We start from the raw sequence: 20,882 nt of genomic DNA on the forward strand, positions 1-20,882 counted from the left end.
CCGCTCTCGCCGAGTGGCGTCAACTTTGTTCCGGATAGGTTCACGGTTTCCGCGGCAAACTGAGACTGGTTCGAATTCGTCTGACAGCACCAATCTTGGGTTGAGGAGGGCAGGATGCTCTCGTGGCCTTCGCGCATGAAAAAACGATCGCCCTTCAAGTATTTCAAGACCAGTCCAAAGGTCACTTGTCTGGCAGTCATGCCGAACGTTTGGTTGCCATTGTGGCTTCGAAATGTGGAAGACATATTGCACGAACGGGGAGTTGAGGTGAGCCTCGAAACCGTCCGCTATTGGTGGAACAATTTCGGCCCGATGTTTACTTCCGAGATCAGACAAAAGCGAGTCCAGCAACTGAGCGCTTCCTCGAAATGGAAGTGGCGCGTGGATGAGGTTCTTGCGAAGGTGAACGGCAAGAAACACTACCTCTGACGGGCCGTAGATCATGAGGGTGAAGTGTTGCAATCAGTCGTCACCAAACGCCGAAACAGGCAGACGGCATTGAAGTTCCTAAATAAATTGAAGAAGTGGCATGGTAAAGCGGAAAAGGTTGTCACGGATCGCTTCGTATCGAAACGGGCAGCTCTCAGAGTGCTTGGAGCTACCGAAAAACAGCAGGCAGGCAGGTGACTTAAAAACCGCGTCGAGAATTCGCACCTCCCGTTTTGACGACGCGATCGCGCCATGCAAGGTTTCAGGCGCATGCGAAGTTTACAGAAATTCTTCCCCGTCCATTCTTCGTCTACACCCACTTCAACCAGGAAAGATCGCTAGCCAGAAGAGGTACCTTCAAGCTGACACTGGTTCGAATTTGGCTGACGGCACCTGGCGAAGTTCAATTCTGCTCCGCCTTTGACGTTAGTTGACACGATAATAGCCAACTCTTCATTCACCGAGCCAAACGGCATAGCAGCTAGTTGCTGGCTTGCAACACTTTTCTCATTCAGTTTGGTCCTCAGAACGGCCACCAAAGTGCTCACTCGCAAGTGCCTGAAAACCCCTGATGAACTTGCTCTGAAGATCTCTGTGATAAGCAAGTACAACGTTTAGAGGGCGCAGGGTTTCGACCAACTGCAGCGCTTTTATCGTGCCTCCGCTATATGTCGTCGTCGACTCGGGCAGCATTATCAAAAACGAAAATCCGAACTCCTCAGCTACGGCGCTGCGCACGGTTTCAAGAGAATTCGACGCATAGGCTATGTCTGGATAAAGAGCCGCCTCTCTCAGCAAATCTTCGAAATAGGTCCGGCTGCCTGGCCCGTCGAACATGACATATGGAATATCGCGCAAGTCAGATAATCGAACCTCTTCATTTTGTGCCAGCGGATGGTTTGAAGAAATAATGACTTTCGGCTGCAAAGCGGCCAGTCTGACGATCTCCAGCCCATCCAGTGACCAGCCCCTGTCGTATGTCAGAGCCAGATCAATCTCTCCGTTTCGCAGCGCATCACCAAGTTCAGCCAGACCATACTCTTGTTGAAACACCCGGACATCCGGATAGGTGCGTTGAAATTTTCGAATGAGCGTCGGAAGGAAAAAGGGTGAAAGGGTCCGAAATGCGCCCAGCCGAAGTTCGCCCGCCGTTTCCGAAAGCAGTGCCTTTGCCTGAGTGCCGACACGTTCAGCCTGCGCTTCAAGTTCCTTGACATGTTCCAGAAACAGGCGCCCCTGAAGCGTGAGCGACAAGCCCCGGGCATGGTGGCGATTGAACAGGACCAAGCCAGTGACATCTTCAAGCTTTTTTATCGCCTGCGCGACCGAAGGCTGCGAAATGTTCAACACACGCGCGGCCTGTGCAATGCCGCCGTATTCGGCGACGGTTCGAAAATAGGTGCATTGGCGCAAAGTGAAGCGAACCATATTTTACCTTCTTAAAGGCCATCTTTTTTAAGTTTTTATATTTTTCAGTTCGAGTGCAACATGAAATCGTCCGAGGATGACAGGTTGTCTTAGCCTGCAAATCGGGGTCACCGCATGATTGAGGAGCCACCTATGTCGTTAGACCAGGCAGTTACTGAATTGTTGAATGCCGCTCATCGGCCGATGGAAGACGCGGTTGCCATGCCTCCTTCTGTCTACACAAGTCAGGATTTCCTGCGCAGTGAGTTGGACAATGTTTTTGGCAAGGACTGGGTCTGCGTTGGACGTTCCAGCCGATTGGCAAATCCGGGTGACTACATCGCCCTTGAAGTCGCGGAACAACCCATCGTCGTGCTTCGGGACAAGTCCGAAGAGCTGAAAGCGTTTTCGAATGTTTGTTTGCACCGCATGTCGACGATCGTGGAAGGCGAAGGAAACGCCCGCGTGCTCGTCTGCCCGTATCATGCCTGGACCTACGATCTGGAAGGCAACCTGCGCGGCGCACCGTTCATGAAAGAGACGACGGGTTTTTGCAAGGAAAGCTACAAGCTCCCCAAAATCCGCTGCGAGGAATGGCTGGGCTGGATTTACGTGACCCTGAACCCGGATTCAGCCTCGGTGGCCCAGCAACTGTCTGAACTGGAAGAGATGGTGTCCCAGTACGGCATGGAGAACTATGTGGAATGCTTCCGCGAGACCCATGTCTGGGACACGAACTGGAAGGTTCTGGCAGAAAACTTCATGGAGAGCTACCACCTGCCTGTGTGTCACGCCCAGACAGTTGGGGGCCATTCAAAACTGGAGGAGATGGATTGTCCGCCGGGGCTGAAGCACTTCAATTATCACTGGATCACCAAAGAGGCGTCGCTGCCAATGGGCAACGCCCATCCGAACAACACGCGCCTTGAGGGCGATTGGCGCAAGACCACCGCTCTGCTGACGCTTTATCCAAGTCACCTGATCACTCTGACGCCGGGCTACTTCTGGTATCTTTCGCTGCACCCAAAAGGTACGGGTCAGGTCTCGATTGTCTATGGCGGCGGTTTGTCACCCGAATTCATGGCGGACCCGAAGGCGGATGAATACATCGCGACACTGAAGAAGCTGCTGGATGACGTGAATGACGAAGACCGCGGCTGTACGGAAAAAGTGTTCAAAGGTCTGAATTCCGGCGCGGCGCGGGCCGGACATCTCTCTTACCTCGAACGACCGATTTACGACTTCACGCAGTATCTGGCCGAGAAGACGGCCGGGTTCAACCGCGTCTTCGGACAGGAGGCCGCGCAGTAAAATGCAAATGGTTCGAAAGCAGCGGGTCGCCGAGATGGTGGGAATGCTCCATCAGGTCGCGGCCCTGCCAGAGTCGCAAGCGCAGTGCTTGCCCGGATGGTTTTACACGGATCCCGAGTTCTTTGATTTCGAGGTGAGAACATTCCTGAGCAAGGAGTGGCATTGCCTTGGCCGTGCCGACGAAATCCCAAGTGCCGGGGACTACTTTACAGCGCAGCTTTTCGACGAACCCCTACTGGTCGTTCGCGGGGATGACGAGCAAGTCAGAATCTTGTCGAACCTGTGCCGCCATCGGGGCATGCCGATTGCCGAAGGGTCTGGTTCAACCCGTAAGTTTGTCTGCAGCTACCATGCCTGGAGCTATGCGCGAGACGGTGAGCTTTTGAACGCGCCGCGCATGCGAGACAAAGGCGTCAAAAAGGGCAGTTGCGCCTTACCGGAATTTCGCTGTGAGCAGTGGAACGGCTTTATCTATGTCAATCTGGACGATGATGCAGAGCCGCTGGCGCCGCGACTTGAGCAACTGGAAGTTTTGCTTGGCAACTACCAGACCGACAGGATGCGCCATGTTGCAACGTTTGAAGAAGACTGGCACACGAACTGGAAGTGCCTTGTCGAGAATTTCATGGAAGCGTACCACCTGTCGGTCGTGCATCCGGAAACGTTGCATCCCTACACGCCGACGGGTTTAAGCCGAAAGGCCTTATCCGACGACACGTTCACGGCTTATTGTGCCAACTACCCATCAAGCGCCGAATCCCGTGGCATGGGCGCGCTAGGGCTGAGCGATGACGAACGCCGCCGCTCAACCTTGTTCAATGTATTCCCCGCTCAGGTGGCCAGCCAGGCCGCGACGTTGCTAGTTTCTTTGTCCATCAAACCTTTGTCCGTGGATTGCATCCGGGTGCGATGGACGATGTCGACCTATGGCGACGAGCTGACCCAGGACGAGTTGGACGAACGCATCAAGCTGTGGCACGAGGTAAACCGCGAGGACCGCGAGAAGCTGGAGAAAATGCAATCGGCGCTCAGTTCGCGCCACGCGCCGTCCGGCCACCTCGCGCCAAGCGACTATGAAGGAACGATATGGGACTTTTATCGTTACCTTTCGCGACAATTCCCTGCATGAACAGGATGATGGCAAACAAATAACGGGATCGACCAATTTGGACCGGTCCCGTTCCGGCCAGAGCCCCTGTCTATTAATCGGAGCCGAGCTGCCTCAACGCCGGTCCCAAGATCGTTCGGCTTCGCGTCATATCAAACGGCCCTCTGAGTACTCGGTGCGAAGGAAAAGCAAAAAGACGGATCCTTTCGACCAAAACCTGAAGCAGGGTCTGATCAGCGCATGACAAATGGGTTCGACATTGGCTGGTCTGACGTATTCAGCCAGACAGTTTTGGTCCGGGTATAGTCGTGAATAGCCTCGACGCCCGCCTCCCTGCCATAACCGGATTGATTATAGCCACCGAAGGGCGCGATTGGGGACACGGCGCGGTAGGTGTTGATCCAGCAGATTCCCGATTTCAATCGCGATGACACACGATGGGCACGGGCGACATTTTCGGTGAAAACGCCGGACCCAAGCCCATACTGCGAGTCGTTGGCCAGTGCGATGGCTTCATCTTCCGTTTCGAAAGGCAACAGAGACATCACGGGTCCGAACATTTCGACCTTCAGGGTCTCTGTCTCAGCACTTGTGCATTCAACCAGTGTCGGGGCCATGTAGTTTCCTGGCCGGTCCAGTGGTGTACCACCAAAACGGATGCGCGCGCCTTGTTCTGTGGCCTTTGCCAAAGTCGCCTGAATTCTGGCAATCTGGGCGTCGGTACAAAGCGGGCCGATATGGGTGGCTTGTTCCAAAGGATCCCCGATAACGACCCCCTTTATCTTCTCTTCGATCTTTTTGACCAGGGCATCCAGCACCGGACGATGTATCAGCCCGCGTGACCCAGCCACGCAGCTTTGGCCTGAGGCACCAAAGTTACCTGCAATCAGGCCGTTTGCAGCGCCATCCAGGTTGGCATCATCAAAAACTATGATCGGAGATTTACCGCCCAACTCTAATGTGGTTACCGCAAAGTTTTCAGCCGAGTTGCGCACCACGTGACGTGCTGTCTGCGGTCCGCCAGTGAACGCGATCCGGTCGACCTCGGGATGCCGGGTGAGGGGGATCGAACAATTCTCGGCATCGCCTGTAATGACGGACACAACACCGGACGGAAAGCCCGCTTCATCGATCAGCCGCGCAAACTCCAGCATCGGAGCGGGTGCAATTTCTGATGCTTTCAGCACGACAGAACAACCCGCCGCAAGAGCCGGTCCAAGCTTGGTTGCGGTCAGGAACATCTGTGCATTCCAGGGCACGATCGCGACCACCACGCCAATAGGTTCGCGCCTGGTAAAGACATGCATATCCGGTTTGTCGATCGGCAGGACCGCACCTTCGATCTTGTCTGCGAGCCCTGCATAGTATCGATAATAATCACCGACATAGGCTGTCTGGCTTGCGGTTTCGGCCAGTAGTTTTCCGCTGTCCTTTGTCTCGAGCTCGCCCAGGAGCTTGGCGTTCTGTTCGATCAGGTCCGCAAGCCTGAACAGGAGTTTGCCGCGTGCGGTTTGCGTCATGTCGCGCCACGCTGGGTCATCAAGGGACCGGCGCGCCGCAGAAATGGCGCGGTCCACGTCATCTTTAGAAGCGCAGGCGAAACTGGACCATTCTTCGCCCGTTGCGGGGTTTTGCGAACTCATCACCTGTCCGCGCGAACCTTCGGTCCATTCGCCGTCAATATAGAGCTGAAAGTGTGGTTTCTGGTTCATGATCGAGCCTCATTGAAACTTGGGCATTACGTCGTCAATGAAACGCGCCAGCGATGCGCGCTTGCGCTCGAAGCTCATGCCGCTGTCGATCCAGTACGAATACTCATCATAGCCAAGGTCTTCATAGCGTTTCAGACGATCCGTGACCCCATCCGCGGTACCGACGGTCAGATCACGAGCCAGGTTTTCCGGGGCCATCATAGCATTGGCCGCCATCTCTTCGTCCGTCAATTCCTGGATCAAGCCCTGTTGGACTGGCCGCTTGTTTTGGAACCAGGCCCCGAAGTAATTGTAGAAGCGGGATAAATCCTTTGCGGCCTGACCCAAGTCAGCATCATCGCGGCCAACATAGGTGTGGTGCAACAGCATGATTTTGGGGCGCGGGCCTTCGTAATTTGCGCAGGCGTCTTCAAAGCGACCCATCAGCGTTTCTATTTCCTCCATGCCCTGCCACAGCGGCGTAACCTGGATATTAAAGCCATTCTGTACGCCGAATTCATGGCTGTTTGGATCCCGCGCCGCGATCCAGATGGGCGGTCCGCCCGGTTGTAGGGGCTTGGGGGCCGAGGTGGTGGCCGGGAATTGAAAGAACACTCCGTCATGCGCGCAGTCACCGTCCCAAAGCTTGGGCAGCAGTGGGGCGATTTCGCGCATACGCTGACCGGCTTCCCACGCATCCATGCCGGGCATCATCCGTTCATACTCGTAGGAATAGGCGCCGCGCGCGATGCCCAGCTCGATACGGCCGCCCGTCATAAGGTCGGCCGCTGCCGCTTCGCCTGCCAGCTTGATCGGATGCCAGAATGGCGCAATCACTGTGCCGGTGCCAAGCCGCACGTTTTTGGTGTGGTGTGCAATATCCACCAGTGACATCAGCGGGTTGGGCGCGATGGTGAAGTCCATGCCATGGTGCTCGCCAGTCCAGACAGCGCGCATTCCGGCCTCATCGGCCATCTTGCACAGATCAATGAACTCTTCATACAGCTTCTCATGGGGCTGATCGGGGCTCAGCCGCTCCATGTGTGCAAATAGAGAAAACTCCATCATTCAGGTCCTTTCCGAGAGGCTGTGCGTGTCGCCCTGTTGCGCGCTGCCCAGATAAAGCGAGAAGTCGCGGGTTCGGCTTTCCAGTGCATAACGAGACATCATGGTGGCGATTGGAGGCGTCGCGAAAGAAAGGGTCGCCAAATCCTTGATTGCGACCGCCTCGAGATTGCCGTGCCGCGGAAGTTCCGCCGCATTGGCAAGTATGTAGACATGGTGCGTCGTGGCATCGTCATAGACCGAGTAGGCAACGCCCAGACGCGCGTCTATTCCACGATTGTGCAGGTCTTGCCGAAGGCCGTCTCGCAATTGGCTCCGGTCTGAAAGCGTGACCTGGGGCGGTCTGAAACCAGCATCGGTTTTCTCCAGCAACACATGCCCTTGATGTTCGATGATTGCGCCGCAGACGACCTTTTGCCCTGTGGGTTCAAGCGCACCGCGTTCCAGGCCGAGACTGAAATACCGTCCGTTCGCAAAGCCAAGCGCTGGGGTTTCGTTGTGGGAATACGCCTCGACCTGCCCGATCAAAACGCAATGGTCGCCTGCCTCGACCACCTGATGGGTCCGGCAGGAGAACGTCGCGACCGCGCCGTCAATCAGTGGAATGCCGCGCGTGTCGAGGGTGTGGCCAGCTTTGGCAAATCGATCACCTTTGAAGCCGGCGAATGTGTTGGACACTTCTTCTTGCCCCTCGGCCAGAATGTTCACTGCAAAATGGTCGCAGGCTGAGAACTCGTTGTATGAAGACAGGCTTTTGCCGGGGCAGACCAAGATTAGCGGCGGGTCAAGCGAAACCGATGTGAAGGAATTTGCCGTGAAGCCCACGGCAGCGCCAGAGGCATTTCGTGTGGTAACGACTGTCACGCCGGTCATGAAGCTGCCAAAAGCGCGCCGGAGGTCACGGGGGTCGAGTTTGGTCATGGTTGCACCTCGCTCAGAAAGCTGAAAATGGCGGCGTTGACCTGAATTGCATGTGTCATCGGCATCATATGTGCCGCCCCGTCAATGACCTGCGCCCGCCCGTTCGGAGTGGCATCTGCCATGTTGCGGGACATTTCGGGGGTGGAGTTCGGCTCCAGACTGCCGGTCAGAAAAAGCGCGGGGCAAGCGAGATTCTCCAACTCGTCGCGCCGCGGACTTTGGCTTTGGGCAAAAACCGTATAGGCCAACTTGTAGGCTGCTGGATCCATGGCCATCAGCCACTCACGACAGGCATCGCGTTCAGGTGAGGCGGCATCGCCGAACCACCGGCGCAACGTGCCCGTCGGATCGGCACGTGATTCGCCGTCCAGTTCCGAGGCCCGATCCTGTACCGCCTGCGCTGCTTTTGCACTGCGTTCAAAAATGGCGTTCAAAGCCACGACACCACGGACCTGATCCGGTGCTTTGGCGGCAAGTTCCAGCGCGATCATGGCGCCCATCGAGTGGCCCACTAAAACGACCGGCCCTTTCAGACAACCCAGAACATTCAATGCCGCATTGATGTAGTCCGACAGCTCGCCGCCTGAATCACCAAGCGGGCTTTCTCCGTGACCGGGCATATCCGGAGCGGTCAGGCGGTTCGCTGAGGCCAATGCGTCCAACTGAGCGCCCCAGGCTTCAGCCCGCAGGCCAACGCCATGCAGCAACAGAACGTCCGGTCCTGAGCCAGCTTGAATTGCGGCCAGCCCGCCGACCTCAGACCGCGGCCGGGTTGTCCACGTCATGGCCCAAGTCCTTAAGGTCCTGATAGCGGTCGCCGATGCGGTGATGCGGTCTGCCCGAGGTTGCCGCGCCCAGTACAACGACAATCTCGTCGTCGCGCGGCGCGTCCGGGATCGAGAATTGAATGGTCAGGTAGTGAGAACGCCGACCGGCATCGTTCTTGTCCATCAATGGCACCATGATCGGCGCATTCGCCGGGCCACGTGTGTTTGTAAACGCCAGATAGGATTTAGCGGCAACCGCCTGCCGGTAATGATTGCCGAACCGCAGAGTATGAATAAGGCCCGAAGCATGCTCGACCTCGCCATTCAGCCCGACGACGGCTGCCTTGCCATAAGCTTCGATTGCGTCACCACTCCCGGCCAATGCAATCATGCGGTCTGTCATCATCTTGCCAAGAACGGGGCCATAGGCCTGAATTTCAGGTTTAAGGTCTTCGACGTACCGACCGGCCCATGGATTGGTGACTATTGCGGCCACGGCAAACATGCGCCACGGGGCTTCCACGGGGCGAAACCCTTCGACAAGAACCTCCTCGTCGTAGGTTACAATCTTGCGTATCTCTGGCTGCATCTTAACCCTCCTGTCGCGCTGGCAGAAGTTAGAAATGGCCGTGGATTTTGACAAATGATTGAATTATGTGCTTTCACATTAAAAAGACTAATGGCCAGCTTGACCAATGGGAAAATCACTTCCGCCTCTGACCTGGTTCCGATCCTTTGAGGCTGCGGCTCGCACCCTGAGCTTTACGGCGGCGGCGGAAGAAATCGGGCTGACGCAATCGGCAGTTAGTCAGCAGGTAAAATCTCTTGAGATGCGATTGGGGACCGCACTTTTTGTCCGGCATCCGCGCAGTCTGGCCCTGACAGATGCCGGGCGAAAACTGTTGCCCGAAGTTGGCAGCGCGCTTGAAGTCCTGGCCGCTGCCGCCGGAAGGGCCGATGCCAGCGCACCAGGCGATGTTTTGACGGTGGCGACATCTGTCAGCATTGCACAATGGGTCATCGCCCCGCATCTTTCGGACTTCGCCAAGCGCCATCCCGAAATTAGCGTGCGGCTGTTAAGTGCAATCTGGCCTGACGATTTTCACGCGTCCCAGGCTGACGTTCAGGTCCGGTTTGGGTCAGAAAAACAAGTGGGGCAGGGGTCCGAGCGCTTAAGGCCGGACGGCCTGGTCGCGTTCAAGGCGCCGACACTTGCCGGAGACCCGTTTGACCTTCCCCTGATTGAGGCAGTCGGTACGTCAAGCGGTTGGAATACATGGTTCGAAAAGCAGGACGTGCGGCGTCAGCCATCCGTTTTTGTCGATACATTCGGCATGGCGCTTCAACTGGCCGTTCATGGCAGCGGGGTCGCTCTGGTCAGCGAATTGCTGGCGAAACACGCGATTGCGTCCGGTCTGGTCGAACGTGCGCATAGCTGCTCGGTCGAATGCAACGAAGGGTATTACCTTTCCGCCGATACCTCCAATCCCGCAGCCGTGTTGTTTCATGACTGGTTGCTTGAACAGATTTGCGATTGATCAGGCATCGACACTTAATAGCCCGTGCCGTTTTCAGGGTTTCACGAACATTTTTCGTGGTCGTTGGCACAAACACTCTGCAGGCCCGCTTTCCCTGATCAGGATCGACTCGGTAATCGCAAAACCCCAATCATCCATCCAAAGTCCCGGCATAAAATGAAACGTCATGCCAGCTTCGAGGATCGTATTGTCTTCGTCCCGCAGCGAAATCGTGCGTTCACCCCAATCCGGAGGATAGCTGAGGCCGATGGGATAGCCGCAGCGAGCACCGCGTTCGATCCCGGCGCGTTCGAGCGGTGCGGCCAGCGCCTTGGCGATATCACTTGCACGATTGCCGGGCCTTGCGGCCTCCAGACCCGCTTCCAGCCCTTCAACCAAAGCTTCCTCGGCTCTTTTGAGGTGATCAGGTGGCTGACCCAGAAATACCGATCGACAGAAAGGCGCGTGATAGCGGCGATAGCACCCTGAAAGCTCAAAGAACGTGCATTCACCCGACTTGAAAACATCACCATTCCAAGTCAGATGCGGCGCGGCGGCGTCGGACCCTGACGGCAGAAGTGGCACGATGGCGGCGTAGTCCCCCCAATCATCACCTACGCCCGTTATCGCATCATGGTATATCTGCGCGACCAGTTCATTCTTTCGCAACCCGGGTTCAACGCGTTCAAGGACGCCGTCAGTAACAAACTCCGATATTCGGGCCGCCTTGCGCATCAGGGTGATTTCTTCGTCGGATTTCACGGCTCGTTGCCAGTTTACCAAAGCCGTTGCATCAATCACTGTTGCCTCAGGCAATTCAGACGTCAGCGCAATATGGGCTTTGGCCGAGTAGTAGTAGTTGTCCAGTTCCACCCCAATTCGGCTAGCGCCATGCCCGCATCTGACAATCAGTTGCGCCAAATCCTGCATCGGATGCCGTGTGGTCGACTGCACGAAATGATCCGCGTATCCGAAAACCCGATCGTCCGCCATCCACACTGTGCGTAGCGCGCCGTTTGTGTCCTGACGGCGTCCCCACCAGATCGGGTCCGCGTCAAGAAAGATCAGGGCGCCCTGGTGAACGTAAAAAGACCAACCCTCGTACCCGGTGAGCCACCCGATGTTCGATGGGTCTTCGACAAACAGGCAGTCTATTCCCTTTGCAACCATCGCCTCTCGGGTCTTGGCAAGACGGCGATCATACTCGGCCTGACTGAAGGCTGGATCGGAATGGGTCATAGGCGTCTCCAGTTAGCAACAGACTTTGGTTGACAGAACCCTACTGATCGGCTCACGTCAACGAACCAAAATTGGGGGGGGCATGAAGACCGATATCAATCCACACCGATTAGACCGAAGAACTGCGCCAACTGTGCCGTATCGTTCCAACGTTTCGGCCTGCATGTGGGGCGCCAGCACTGAGGTCGCCGAATGAGGGGGTTCGAGCCAACAGAATTCGCGAATCGTACCAAACGCGCGCAGGCGTTGATGGATGACGCAGGATTGTCCGCGCTGTTGCTTACCACGGAAACTGACGTGCGGTACTTTACCGGATACCTGACCAGGTTCTGGGAAAGCCCGACCCGCCCCTGGTTCCTGATCTTGCCTGCAGCCGGTAAACCTGTCGCCGTTATCCCCTCAATCGGTGCTTCGCTGATGGGGCAGACCTGGATTGATGATATCCGAACGTGGAGTTCACCCGACCTGCAGGACGACGGCATTTCGCTTCTGGCCGATACCCTGATGGAGTTGACGCCAGCCGACGGTCGTATCGGAATGCCCGATGGTCACGAGACCCACGCGCGTATGCCCATGTCGGATATTGAACGTCTGCGTATCAGTCTTGGCTCGCGCCGTGTCACAGGAGACCACGGTATATTACGCCAACTGCGCACGGTCAAATCCGAGGCAGAGATCACCAAAATCGAAACCGCATGCGGCATAGCCGGTCGGGCATTCGCTCGAGTTCCCGAGATTGCCCGGGTCGGCGTGCCTTTGGATGAGGTTTTTCGTCGTTTCCAGATACTCTGTCTGGAGGAAGGTGCCGACTGGGTGCCGTATCTCGCTGGTGGGGCAGAGCAGGGCGGTTACTCCGACGTGATTTCGCCTGCCTCTTCGTCGCCTTTGGCGATTGGCGATGTACTGATGCTTGACACCGGCCTGGTCTGGGACGGGTATTTCAGCGACTTCGACCGCAACTGGTCTGTGGGCCCTGCAAGTCCGGATGTGAAATCTGCCTACGCCAGGTTGATTGAAGCGTCGGACGCCGCGTTCGAAATCGCGCGACCCGGTGCGACCGCGGCGGACTTGTTTCATGCCATGAATACGGTGCTGACCAAGGACTCTGAAGGCACGGATGCAGGGCGACTGGGGCACGGGTTGGGGATGTCGCTGACCGAATGGCCGTCTCTTATCCCGATGGACCAAACAGTTCTTGAACCTGGTATGGTGCTGACGTTGGAGCCGGGTATTGCGGTTGGTGACAAAATTTTGGTTCACGAAGAAAACATCGTTGTAACAGCCGACGCCCCGCAGTTTATCAGCCCGCGCATCGGGCCGGAGATGATCGAACTATGACCCACGTTCCCTACACACTTGACGAAGACGACCCGCAGGCTTCGCCGCTTGGGTTGATTGTTCTGCAAGTCGACGAAACGATTGAGCCGGAATTCAGTGCGTATTTCTCAGACCGGAAGAACCCGCTTTACATAACGCGAATACCCAGTGGAATCGAGGTAACAACCGAAAGCCTCGCGGAAATGGAGAAAGCCCTGCCTGCGGCGGCGAGGTTGTTGCCAGGCGCGCGACCTTTTCGGGTGGTTGGATATGGCTGCACGTCGGCCAGTTCGGTCATTGGATCAGAGCGTGTGGCAGAGCTTGTAAAGCAGGCGTGCAATACAGACGAAGTGACAAATCCATTGCGTGCCGCCACGGCCTGCGCTGCGGACCTGGGTGTTTCGAAATTCGCGCTGCTTTCTCCTTACATCGAGGAGGTCAACGCACCGCTGCGAAACGCTTTCTCGGAAAACGGAATAACCATGGATGTATTTGGAACCTTCGGGCAGGCCGAAGAGGCAAAGGTTGCGCGGATTTCGGTCCAATCCGTGGTTGAAGCCGCAACTGAACTGGGATCTGATCCGTCGGTTGAAGCCGTCTTCCTTAGCTGCACGAACCTTCGCACCCTTGAAGCTATCCCCGAGATTCGTGAGCGGATCGGCAAGCCGGTTCTTTCGAGTAATCAAAGCCTTGCATGGCATATGCGTCGCCTCAACGGTGTTCGCTGAGCGGTAAAGTTAAATTCAAAATGCGGAAATGCGCTATATATTGTTGCCAAGTGCCTACTGCATGGTCTTAACTGCTGCTTACAGATCAATGAAATCCGAAACTCTCGGATAATCATTTGACGAAACAGGGGGTCTTGTGACCGGTACAATGAACGACGCCGCGTTTGTCGAATTCCAACGCGTTCAGAAGTCTTATGATGGCGAGAACCTCGTCGTTAAAGATCTAAATCTTGCGATGCCCAAGGGTGAGTTTCTGACAATGCTCGGGCCGTCAGGTTCGGGTAAGACGACATGTCTTATGATGCTCGCAGGGTTTGAAACCGCCACCCACGGTGAAATCCTGCTTGATGGCAAGCCCATCAACAATATTCCACCGCACAAGCGCGGAATCGGTATGGTTTTCCAGAACTATGCTCTGTTTCCGCACATGACAGTGGCCGAAAATCTTTCGTTCCCGTTGGAGGTCCGCAAACTGGGCAAGTCCGAGCGTGAGGAAAAGGTTCAGCGCGCTTTGGACATGGTCCAGATGGGCCATTTTGGAGGTCGACGTCCGGCTCAGTTGTCCGGTGGCCAACAACAGCGGATCGCGTTGGCGCGCGCCCTGGTTTTCGAACCCGAACTGGTTTTGATGGACGAACCCCTGGGCGCATTGGACAAACAGCTGCGTGAGCATATGCAGTTCGAAATCACGCGCCTTGCGCATGAACTGGGAATCACCACGGTCTACGTTACCCACGACCAGACCGAGGCCCTGACCATGTCCGATCGTGTTGCCGTGTTTGACGATGGCCGCATTCAGCAGCTTGCGCCGCCTGATCAGCTATACGAAGAACCGGAAAACAGCTTTGTTGCGCAATTCATCGGGGAAAACAACACCTTGGAAGGTGTCGTTAAATCGATTGGTGGTGGCACATGTGTTGTCCAACTGGATGATGGCTCTGAAATCGACGCGGTTCCGATCAATGTTCACAAACCGGGTGAACGGACCAAGGTGTCGATCCGGCCTGAGCGGGTAGAATTCAACAAGAATCGCCTGCACGCGGATGCGCATACGCTGAAGGCAACCGTCGAAGAGTTCATTTATATGGGCGACGTTTTCCGGTTCCGGATGTCCGTCGCAGGGAACGATGACTTCATCGTCAAAACCCGGAACGCACCAGACGCAATCCGCCTGTCCCCGGGGCAGGAGATCGAGATTGGTTGGCTGGCTCAGGATTGTCGTGCGCTCGACGCATAGACCAAGTCGCGCGGAACAAGCGCGACCTCACTGAGGGACTGGCTGGTGAATACCCGTGCATCAGCCGACCACACACATAAACGGGAAGAACTGGGAGTTATACATGAAAACAACCAAAACATTGTTGACAGCAGCGGCACTCGGGGTGGTTGCTGGCGGTGCCTTCGCACAGGAAATGACCATCGTTTCCTGGGGCGGGGCCTATTCCAAGTCGCAGCTGAAGGCCTATCACGAGCCCTATTCCGAGAAGACCGGGGTGACCATCCTGAACGATGACAGCTCGAATGAAGCTGTGGCCAAGCTGCGTGCGATGAACGAAGCGGGCAACATCACCTGGGATGTGGTTGACGTGGTCGCTGCGGATGCAATTCGTCTGTGCGATGAAGGGCTTGCGCTTGAAATCGACTTTGACACCCAACTCGCTCCGGCCCCCGATGGCACACCGGCCTCCGAGGATTTCGGCGACCTGCTGGTCAGCGACTGCTTTATCCCGCAGATCGTCTACTCCACCACCTTCGGTTACCGCACCGATCTGGTAGGCGATACGCCACCGACCGACATCTGCGCCGTGTTCGATCTGGAAACCTATCCCGGCAAGCGTTCGCTGGAAAAACGCCCGATCAACAATATGGAATGGGCGCTGCTTTGTGATGGCGTGGCCAAGGATGACGTCTATGACGTTTTGGCCACTGCCGAGGGTCAGGATCAAGCGTTGGCCAAGCTGGACACTATCAAAGACAGCGTTGTCTGGTGGTCCGCCGGTGCGGACACTCCGCAGCTGCTGGCCGATGGCGAAGTTGTCATGGGTTCGACCTATAACGGCCGTTTGTTCAGCGTGATCGAAGAGCAGAAGCAGCCCGTCGCCATGCTTTGGGACGCGCAGGTGTTCGATCTTGACGGATGGATCATCCCGGCCGGCCTGAGCGAAGAGCGTCAGCAGCGCGCGCTGGACTACATCATGTTCGCGACCGATACGCAGCGTCTGGCGGATCAGGCCAAGTACATCTCGTACGGCCCGGCACGCGCTTCGTCGGCTCCGCTGGTTGGTCAGCACGCCGATCTGGGTATCGACATGGCACCGCACATGCCGACTGATCCGGAGAACGCCAAGAACACGTTCCTTTACAACTACGAGTTCTGGGCTGACTACCGCGACGATATCGACGCCAAATTCCAGGCGTGGCTGGCGCAATAAGCAGCCGTTGAATTGGTGACACTGTCAGGGGCGGGTTTCACCGCCCCTGACCCAGAAAAAGCCAAGGGACAACAATGACTGACGCAACCCAAAACGCGGGCCCCATGCTGGCCGCTGATGGAACACCGCTTAAGCAGTCGCTGGCGCGTTCGCTACGACGGCAAAAGCTCAGGGCGTTGATGTTGGTTGCGCCTCTTCTTCTGTTTGTCCTGTTTTCATTCCTTGTTCCAATTGCGTCGATGCTGTTCCGGTCAGTGGAAAACAGCATCGTGTCCGACACTCTTCCATTGACCGTTGAGGCCCTGAACAACTGGGACGAACAATCAGGAGAGTTGCCGGGCGAGGATGTGTATGACGCATTCGTGCGCGACATGATTGTTGCGATTGACAACAAAGAGCACACAAAGCTCGGCACGCGTTTGAACTATGAAGAGACAGGTATGTCCTCGATGTTCCGCAAATCCGGGCGTCAGATCAAAAAGCTGGATCCTGAAACGGACGGGCCGTTCAAGGAGAAGTTGATCGAGATCCACGATGGCTGGGGGGATCCGCAAACCTGGCGGGTGATGAAAACCCATTCACCGACGATCACCAACGGGTACTTCCTGAATGCCGTCGATATGCGCAGAACGCCGGAAGGGGCGCAGGCCCAACCCGAAGACAAGCAGATCCTCATCAAGCTTTTCGGACGCACGTTGTTCATGTCGCTCGTCATAACAGGTGCCTGTATCTTGCTTGCGTACCCTGTCAGCTATCTGTTGGCGACGCTTCCGATGCGGGTGTCGAACCTGTTGATGATCCTGGTGCTGCTGCCATTCTGGACATCCCTTCTGGTTCGGACATCTGCCTGGAAAGTCATGTTGCAACAACAGGGGGTCATAAACGATACGCTTGTTTGGTTAGGGCTGGTAGCGGACGACTCTCGACTGATCATCATCAACAACCAGATTGGTACGATCGTCGCGATGACGCATATCCTGCTGCCGTTCATGATCCTGCCAATGTATTCAGTGATGCAAACCATTCCGGCCACTTACACACGCGCGGCCAAATCCATGGGTGCGACGAACTGGACCACTTTCTGGCGTATCTACTTCCCGCAATCCATTCCGGGGATCGGCGCCGGGTCGATCCTCGTGTTCATTCTGGCGATCGGTTACTACATCACGCCCGAGATCGTGGGCGGAACCAAAGGCGTCTTTATTTCGAACCGGATCGCCTATCACATCTCATCCTCATTGAACTGGGGGCTTGCCGCGGCCTTGGGTACGATCCTTCTGGGGGTCGTGCTGCTGCTCTACTGGGTCTACGACAAGATCGTGGGCATCGATAACGTGAAGTTGGGATAATCAAGATGGCTGCACTGACACCGATATCCCGCAAACCCATGTCCATGGTTCTGCCCAGTGTCGCACTGGCAGGGGCTTTTGCCGGCATCTTTGTCGGCGCAGGAAATGGCTCGGTTTTTCTTGGAATTCTGGGCGGAGCTGTCCTGATTACGGGGCTGGCCTGGGTCTACATAAATCTTGTTAAGAATGAAAAACTCGCACGGTGGATCAACATCGTCGGATTCGGCGTCATAGGGTTTTTGGTGGCCGGCCTGATGGGCGGCGTGTTGGGTTTACTCGGCGGCTGGTTTTTCGTCTGGTTTATCTACTGGCTGTATGAGGGGCGCTATCGGCGCAAGCTGTTGCCGTACCTGACAGCGCAACAGGTGTTTTATCACTATTTGTTTCGCGTGATCTGTGGTGCGATCTTCGTCTTCCTGATCACGCCGATTCTTGTGGTGCTGCCGCTGTCGTTCAACGCGCAGGACTTCTTCACCTTTACGCCCGAGATGCTGCGGCTGGACCCGGAAGGCTATTCGCTCAAGCACTATCGGGACTTCTTCACCAACAACGAATGGCAGCGCAGCTTCAAGAACTCGCTCATTATTGCGCCGATTGCGACAGTTATTTCGGTGTCGCTGGGAACTCTGGCCGCCATTGGTCTTAGCCAGTCCCACGTTCCCGGGCGCCGCGCGATCATGGGAATTCTGATTTCGCCGATGATTGTCCCGCTGATCATCTCGGCGACGGGCATGTTCTTTTTCTACAGCGATATCGGACGGTTCCTTGAAGGCACGCTGGGCATGAACAAGAACTTCGTGGGCTATCTGAAAGTGATTTTGGCCCACGCCGTGCTGGGTATTCCCTTTGTGATCATCACCGTGACGGCGACTCTGGTCGGTTTTGACCGGTCTCTGACACGGGCTGCGGCCAATATGGGCGCGGGGCCGGTGCGGACCTTCTTCAAGATCCAGATGCCGCTGATCCTGCCCGGCGTCATCTCGGGTGGTCTGTTTGCCTTCATCACGTCATTCGACGAAGTGGTCGTGGTGCTGTTTGTCGGTTCCGCCAGCCAGAAGACCTTGCCGTGGCAGATGTTCACCGGCCTGCGTGAGCAGATCAGCCCGACCATTCTGGCGGTTGCGACAATCCTGGTGGTCTTGTCGATTGCCCTGTTGACCACGGTCGAACTGTTGCGGCGCCGTTCCGAACGGTTGCGGGGTCTTTCGCCCGCTTGACGTAGCAAACAGTCTGATCTATCGATTCACCTGTTCATCTCCGCCGCGATGGCGTCGCGGCGTCTAAGGAGGTGATCGGCTCTCGGACCCCGAGACCGCCTGTCCTGAACGCCGGGACATGTGGCCGGGGATTGCACACCCGGCAAGGATGAGAGACCAAAGATGACTGACATTTCAAACCGCCCCGAGTTCTTCACTTGCCACAATGGTGACAAGGCCCCGTTGCCGTTCAGCAAGGCCGAGTATGACCGCCGTCTTGGCAAGCTGCGCGCGATCATGGCCAAGCGGGATATCCCCGTCGTGCTGCTGACGTCGATGCAGAACATCGCCTACTACTCGGGCTTTCTGTATTGTTCCTTCGGTCGCCCGTATGGCTGCGTTGTGACCCAAGACAACTGCACCACCGTGTCCGCCAATATCGATGCGGGGCAACCGTGGCGCCGGTCGGTTGAAGACAACGTGATCTACACCGACTGGAAGCGCGACAACTACTGGCGTGCCGTTGCAAGTCTGATCGGAAACGCCAAGCGGGTCGGGATCGAAAGCGACCACATGACCATTGCGGCGCGTGAAACTGCCCTGCGCATACTGGGTGCCCCCGAGTTGGTCGATGTCGCGCCCGATACGATGGCGGCACGTATGGTCAAATCCGCAGAGGAAATTGAGCTGATCAAGGGCGGCGCGCGCACTGCGGATGTTGGCGGTGCAGCCATTCACGCGGCCATCCGCGAAGGCGTAACCGAGATCGAAGTGGCAATGGCGGGTCGAGACGCGATGGAAGAGGAAATCGCGCGTGCCTATCCGGATGCCGAATACCGCGACACCTGGGTTTGGTTCCAGTCCGGTCTGAACACCGATGGCGCACATAACCCGGTGACAAAACGCGCGCTGCAAAAGGGCGATATCCTGTCCCTGAACACCTTCCCGATGATCTCGGGCTATTATACCGCACTGGAACGGACCCTGTTTCTGGGCGAGCCGGATGCCGACAGCCTGCGCCTTTGGAAGGCAAACGTGGCAGCGCACGAACTTGGCCTCAGCCTGATCAAGCCGGGTGCCACCTGTTCTGGCATCACTGCCGAGATCAACCGGTTCTTTGCCGACGAAGGCCTGCTTCAGTATCGCTCCTTCGGCTATGGCCACTCATTCGGCGTTCTGAGCCATTACTATGGTCGTGAGGCCGGTCTCGAATTGCGTGAGGACATCGACACTGTGCTGGAACCCGGCATGGTCGTATCGATCGAGCCGATGCTGTGGATTCCCGAAGGCCAGCCCGGTGCGGGCGGTTACCGGGAACACGATATTCTGGTGGTGGGTGAAGACGGGGCCGAAAACATCACCGGTTTCCCATACGGACCGGGTCACAACATTATCGGTGCCTGATGATCAAGGGGGTGGAGCTTTTGCTCCACCCTTTTTGGGATGCGCGCCGAGCAGGCAAACATCGGCAACAATAGTGTTCCGGTTTTCGACGTATGGAGATTTCCCGAAAGTCGAAATTCCAACGAAAGGTGGAGTTAGTCGGCCAGACGCGAGCGGGTCGGCCGTCCTTCGGGGAATGCCAAGCCTTCGGAAATCAGTTTCCACCCGCTCTCCAGTCTTCAACCCTTCGCGTGCCAGCCGTTGTCGACATAGGTGGCTGTTCCATTGACGAAACTCGCATCATCCGAGGCGAGGAAAACCACGGTTCTGGCCACTTCTTCAGGGTAGCAAATGCGCCCTTGCGTCGCGGCCATGCCGCTGTCCTCCCATTCCTGGCCTGCGGCGTCCAGTTCAGAAATTTCCTTTAGCCCATGCGCTGTTTCAACAAATCCGGGACAGATCGCGTTGCAGCGTATTCCGGCGTCCCGATACTCGGTCGAGATCGTGCGGGACAGCTGCAGGACGGCGGCTTTGGACATGCAGTAGACGGACTCCAACGCGTACCCCAACTCGGCAGCGATCGACGAGGTGATAACGATCGAACCACCGCCGTTCTCGGCCATCTCCTTCACCGCGCGTCTGCAAACAAGAAAAGCAGATTTCACGTTCAGGTCCATCAGCCAATCATATTCTTCTTCCGATGTCTCATGCAGGGATTTCACGATGATCGAGCCTGCATGATTGAACAGCACATCGTATGCCCCGAACTCTGCGACGCAGGCATCAAATGCGTTGTCGATATCACGGGCGCTGGTGACGTCGCAGTGAAAGAACTTAGCTTTGCCGCCCTGATCACGGATCATCTGAACTGTTTTCCGACCCTCGTCATCGTTGATATCGAAGATCGAAACAGTTGCGCCTTCTTGCGCGAACAACAGGGCCGTTGCACGCCCCATCCCTGTTGCTCCGCCGGTGATGACAGCCGTCTTTCCTTCCAGTCTTGACCGGTGAACCATCAATCC

General features: G+C 56.4%; 19 protein-coding genes and 1 pseudogene. 11 read left to right on the top strand and 9 right to left on the bottom strand.

What is annotated here, in order from left to right:
* Positions 1-185, bottom strand: a 185-nt coding sequence (locus ACR0CG_RS12645; RefSeq protein ID WP_480525511.1) for a hypothetical protein, incomplete at its 3' end; no start/stop codon positions are given.
* On the opposite strand from ACR0CG_RS12645, the pseudogene ACR0CG_RS12650 reads away from it, so the two are divergent.
* Positions 136-863 (top strand): annotated as a pseudogene (locus ACR0CG_RS12650) (IS6 family transposase). The gene ACR0CG_RS12645 and the pseudogene ACR0CG_RS12650 sit on opposite strands and share 50 nt — an antisense overlap.
* A 73-nt stretch (positions 864-936) precedes the next feature.
* Here ACR0CG_RS12650 and ACR0CG_RS12655 read toward each other — a convergent pair.
* Positions 937-1,857: a LysR substrate-binding domain-containing protein gene (locus tag ACR0CG_RS12655; RefSeq protein ID WP_480525290.1), complete on the bottom strand. Its 921-nt coding sequence runs from the start codon at positions 1,855-1,857 to the stop codon at positions 937-939.
* Between the two features lie 132 nt (positions 1,858-1,989).
* On the opposite strand from ACR0CG_RS12655, the gene ACR0CG_RS12660 reads away from it, so the two are divergent.
* A complete protein-coding gene (locus tag ACR0CG_RS12660; RefSeq protein ID WP_480525292.1) occupies positions 1,990-3,147 on the top strand; it encodes an aromatic ring-hydroxylating oxygenase subunit alpha in 1,158 nt (385 codons plus the stop codon).
* Position 3,148: 1 nt separating this feature from the next.
* A complete protein-coding gene (locus tag ACR0CG_RS12665) occupies positions 3,149-4,276 on the top strand; it encodes an aromatic ring-hydroxylating oxygenase subunit alpha (protein WP_480525294.1) in 1,128 nt (375 codons plus the stop codon).
* 212 nt (positions 4,277-4,488) lie between these two features.
* On the opposite strand, the gene ACR0CG_RS12670 is transcribed toward ACR0CG_RS12665, so the two are convergent.
* From ACR0CG_RS12670 to ACR0CG_RS12690, 5 genes are read right to left on the bottom strand one after another with little or no spacing between them, the layout of a single operon-like run.
* A complete protein-coding gene (locus tag ACR0CG_RS12670) occupies positions 4,489-5,967 on the bottom strand; it encodes an aldehyde dehydrogenase (protein WP_480525296.1) in 1,479 nt (492 codons plus the stop codon).
* Positions 5,968-5,976: 9 nt separating this feature from the next.
* On the bottom strand, positions 5,977-7,011 hold the full coding sequence (locus ACR0CG_RS12675; RefSeq protein ID WP_480525498.1) for an LLM class flavin-dependent oxidoreductase: 1,035 nt from the start codon (positions 7,009-7,011) through the stop codon (positions 5,977-5,979).
* 3 nt (positions 7,012-7,014) lie between these two features.
* The gene (locus tag ACR0CG_RS12680) at positions 7,015-7,932 is read right to left on the bottom strand and encodes a flavin reductase family protein (protein WP_480525297.1); all 918 of its coding nucleotides are present in this window, start codon (positions 7,930-7,932) and stop codon (positions 7,015-7,017) included.
* On the bottom strand, positions 7,929-8,717 hold the full coding sequence (locus ACR0CG_RS12685) for an alpha/beta fold hydrolase (protein WP_480525298.1): 789 nt from the start codon (positions 8,715-8,717) through the stop codon (positions 7,929-7,931). Before ACR0CG_RS12685 ends, ACR0CG_RS12680 begins: the two co-directional genes overlap by 4 nt.
* A complete protein-coding gene (locus ACR0CG_RS12690) occupies positions 8,689-9,288 on the bottom strand; it encodes an amino acid synthesis family protein (RefSeq protein ID WP_480525299.1) in 600 nt (199 codons plus the stop codon). The genes ACR0CG_RS12685 and ACR0CG_RS12690 overlap by 29 nt, the downstream gene beginning before the upstream one ends.
* A 106-nt stretch (positions 9,289-9,394) precedes the next feature.
* Here ACR0CG_RS12690 and ACR0CG_RS12695 point away from each other — a divergent pair, with 106 nt between their 5' ends.
* Complete coding sequence (locus ACR0CG_RS12695) at positions 9,395-10,237, top strand: LysR family transcriptional regulator (protein ID WP_480525301.1); 843 nt, start codon at positions 9,395-9,397, stop codon at positions 10,235-10,237.
* A 33-nt stretch (positions 10,238-10,270) separates the two neighbouring features.
* Here the strand turns inward: ACR0CG_RS12695 and ACR0CG_RS12700 are convergent, their stop codons facing one another.
* Positions 10,271-11,455 carry a M24 family metallopeptidase gene (locus tag ACR0CG_RS12700; RefSeq protein ID WP_480525303.1) on the bottom strand — a complete coding sequence of 395 codons (1,185 nt, stop codon included), beginning with the start codon at positions 11,453-11,455 and terminating at the stop codon, positions 10,271-10,273.
* 192 nt (positions 11,456-11,647) lie between these two features.
* Between ACR0CG_RS12700 and ACR0CG_RS12705 the strand changes: the two genes are divergently transcribed.
* The 7 genes from ACR0CG_RS12705 to ACR0CG_RS12735 all read left to right on the top strand — a co-directional run bounded on the left by ACR0CG_RS12705 (position 11,648) and on the right by ACR0CG_RS12735 (position 19,881).
* Positions 11,648-12,793, top strand: a complete 1,146-nt coding sequence (locus tag ACR0CG_RS12705) for a M24 family metallopeptidase (RefSeq protein ID WP_480525305.1) — start codon at positions 11,648-11,650, stop codon at positions 12,791-12,793.
* Positions 12,790-13,500 carry a maleate cis-trans isomerase family protein gene (locus ACR0CG_RS12710; RefSeq protein WP_480525306.1) on the top strand — a complete coding sequence of 237 codons (711 nt, stop codon included), beginning with the start codon at positions 12,790-12,792 and terminating at the stop codon, positions 13,498-13,500. The genes ACR0CG_RS12705 and ACR0CG_RS12710 overlap by 4 nt, the downstream gene beginning before the upstream one ends.
* A gap of 148 nt (positions 13,501-13,648) precedes the next feature.
* Entirely contained in the window at positions 13,649-14,737 is a 1,089-nt protein-coding gene (locus ACR0CG_RS12715) for an ABC transporter ATP-binding protein (protein ID WP_170806700.1), read from the top strand.
* Between the two features lie 103 nt (positions 14,738-14,840).
* Positions 14,841-15,932, top strand: coding sequence for an extracellular solute-binding protein (locus ACR0CG_RS12720; protein ID WP_321253967.1), 1,092 nt, complete (start codon positions 14,841-14,843; stop codon positions 15,930-15,932).
* Between the two features lie 74 nt (positions 15,933-16,006).
* Positions 16,007-17,281: an ABC transporter permease gene (locus ACR0CG_RS12725; RefSeq protein ID WP_170614524.1), complete on the top strand. Its 1,275-nt coding sequence runs from the start codon at positions 16,007-16,009 to the stop codon at positions 17,279-17,281.
* A gap of 5 nt (positions 17,282-17,286) precedes the next feature.
* Positions 17,287-18,498: an ABC transporter permease gene (locus ACR0CG_RS12730; RefSeq protein ID WP_170614525.1), complete on the top strand. Its 1,212-nt coding sequence runs from the start codon at positions 17,287-17,289 to the stop codon at positions 18,496-18,498.
* A gap of 162 nt (positions 18,499-18,660) precedes the next feature.
* A complete protein-coding gene (locus ACR0CG_RS12735; protein WP_480525308.1) occupies positions 18,661-19,881 on the top strand; it encodes an aminopeptidase P family protein in 1,221 nt (406 codons plus the stop codon).
* Positions 19,882-20,099: 218 nt separating this feature from the next.
* Here ACR0CG_RS12735 and ACR0CG_RS12740 read toward each other — a convergent pair whose 3' ends face one another.
* Complete coding sequence (locus ACR0CG_RS12740; RefSeq protein WP_480525310.1) at positions 20,100-20,876, bottom strand: SDR family NAD(P)-dependent oxidoreductase; 777 nt, start codon at positions 20,874-20,876, stop codon at positions 20,100-20,102.
* Between the last annotated feature and the right edge of the window lie 6 nt (positions 20,877-20,882).

Source organism: Ruegeria sp. AB8 (assembly GCF_056542605.1).

What these genes read in the sequence shown, in the direction of transcription:
- ACR0CG_RS12725 (WP_170614524.1), top strand. Translation starts at nt 16,007, where the DNA reads ATGACTGACGCAACCCAAAACGCGGGCCCCATGCTGGCCGCTGATGGA.
- ACR0CG_RS12715 (WP_170806700.1), top strand. Translation starts at nt 13,649, where the DNA reads ATGAACGACGCCGCGTTTGTCGAATTCCAACGCGTTCAGAAGTCTTAT.
- ACR0CG_RS12665 (WP_480525294.1), top strand. Translation starts at nt 3,149, where the DNA reads ATGCAAATGGTTCGAAAGCAGCGGGTCGCCGAGATGGTGGGAATGCTC.
- ACR0CG_RS12705 (WP_480525305.1), top strand. Translation starts at nt 11,648, where the DNA reads ATGAGGGGGTTCGAGCCAACAGAATTCGCGAATCGTACCAAACGCGCG.
- ACR0CG_RS12710 (WP_480525306.1), top strand. Translation starts at nt 12,790, where the DNA reads ATGACCCACGTTCCCTACACACTTGACGAAGACGACCCGCAGGCTTCG.
- ACR0CG_RS12700 (WP_480525303.1), bottom strand. Translation starts at nt 11,455, where the DNA reads ATGACCCATTCCGATCCAGCCTTCAGTCAGGCCGAGTATGATCGCCGT.
- ACR0CG_RS12670 (WP_480525296.1), bottom strand. Translation starts at nt 5,967, where the DNA reads ATGAACCAGAAACCACACTTTCAGCTCTATATTGACGGCGAATGGACC.
- ACR0CG_RS12660 (WP_480525292.1), top strand. Translation starts at nt 1,990, where the DNA reads ATGTCGTTAGACCAGGCAGTTACTGAATTGTTGAATGCCGCTCATCGG.
- ACR0CG_RS12740 (WP_480525310.1), bottom strand. Translation starts at nt 20,876, where the DNA reads ATGGTTCACCGGTCAAGACTGGAAGGAAAGACGGCTGTCATCACCGGC.
- ACR0CG_RS12690 (WP_480525299.1), bottom strand. Translation starts at nt 9,288, where the DNA reads ATGCAGCCAGAGATACGCAAGATTGTAACCTACGACGAGGAGGTTCTT.
- ACR0CG_RS12685 (WP_480525298.1), bottom strand. Translation starts at nt 8,717, where the DNA reads ATGACGTGGACAACCCGGCCGCGGTCTGAGGTCGGCGGGCTGGCCGCA.
- ACR0CG_RS12730 (WP_170614525.1), top strand. Translation starts at nt 17,287, where the DNA reads ATGGCTGCACTGACACCGATATCCCGCAAACCCATGTCCATGGTTCTG.
- ACR0CG_RS12675 (WP_480525498.1), bottom strand. Translation starts at nt 7,011, where the DNA reads ATGGAGTTTTCTCTATTTGCACACATGGAGCGGCTGAGCCCCGATCAG.
- ACR0CG_RS12695 (WP_480525301.1), top strand. Translation starts at nt 9,395, where the DNA reads ATGGGAAAATCACTTCCGCCTCTGACCTGGTTCCGATCCTTTGAGGCT.
- ACR0CG_RS12735 (WP_480525308.1), top strand. Translation starts at nt 18,661, where the DNA reads ATGACTGACATTTCAAACCGCCCCGAGTTCTTCACTTGCCACAATGGT.
- ACR0CG_RS12680 (WP_480525297.1), bottom strand. Translation starts at nt 7,932, where the DNA reads ATGACCAAACTCGACCCCCGTGACCTCCGGCGCGCTTTTGGCAGCTTC.
- ACR0CG_RS12655 (WP_480525290.1), bottom strand. Translation starts at nt 1,857, where the DNA reads ATGGTTCGCTTCACTTTGCGCCAATGCACCTATTTTCGAACCGTCGCC.
- ACR0CG_RS12720 (WP_321253967.1), top strand. Translation starts at nt 14,841, where the DNA reads ATGAAAACAACCAAAACATTGTTGACAGCAGCGGCACTCGGGGTGGTT.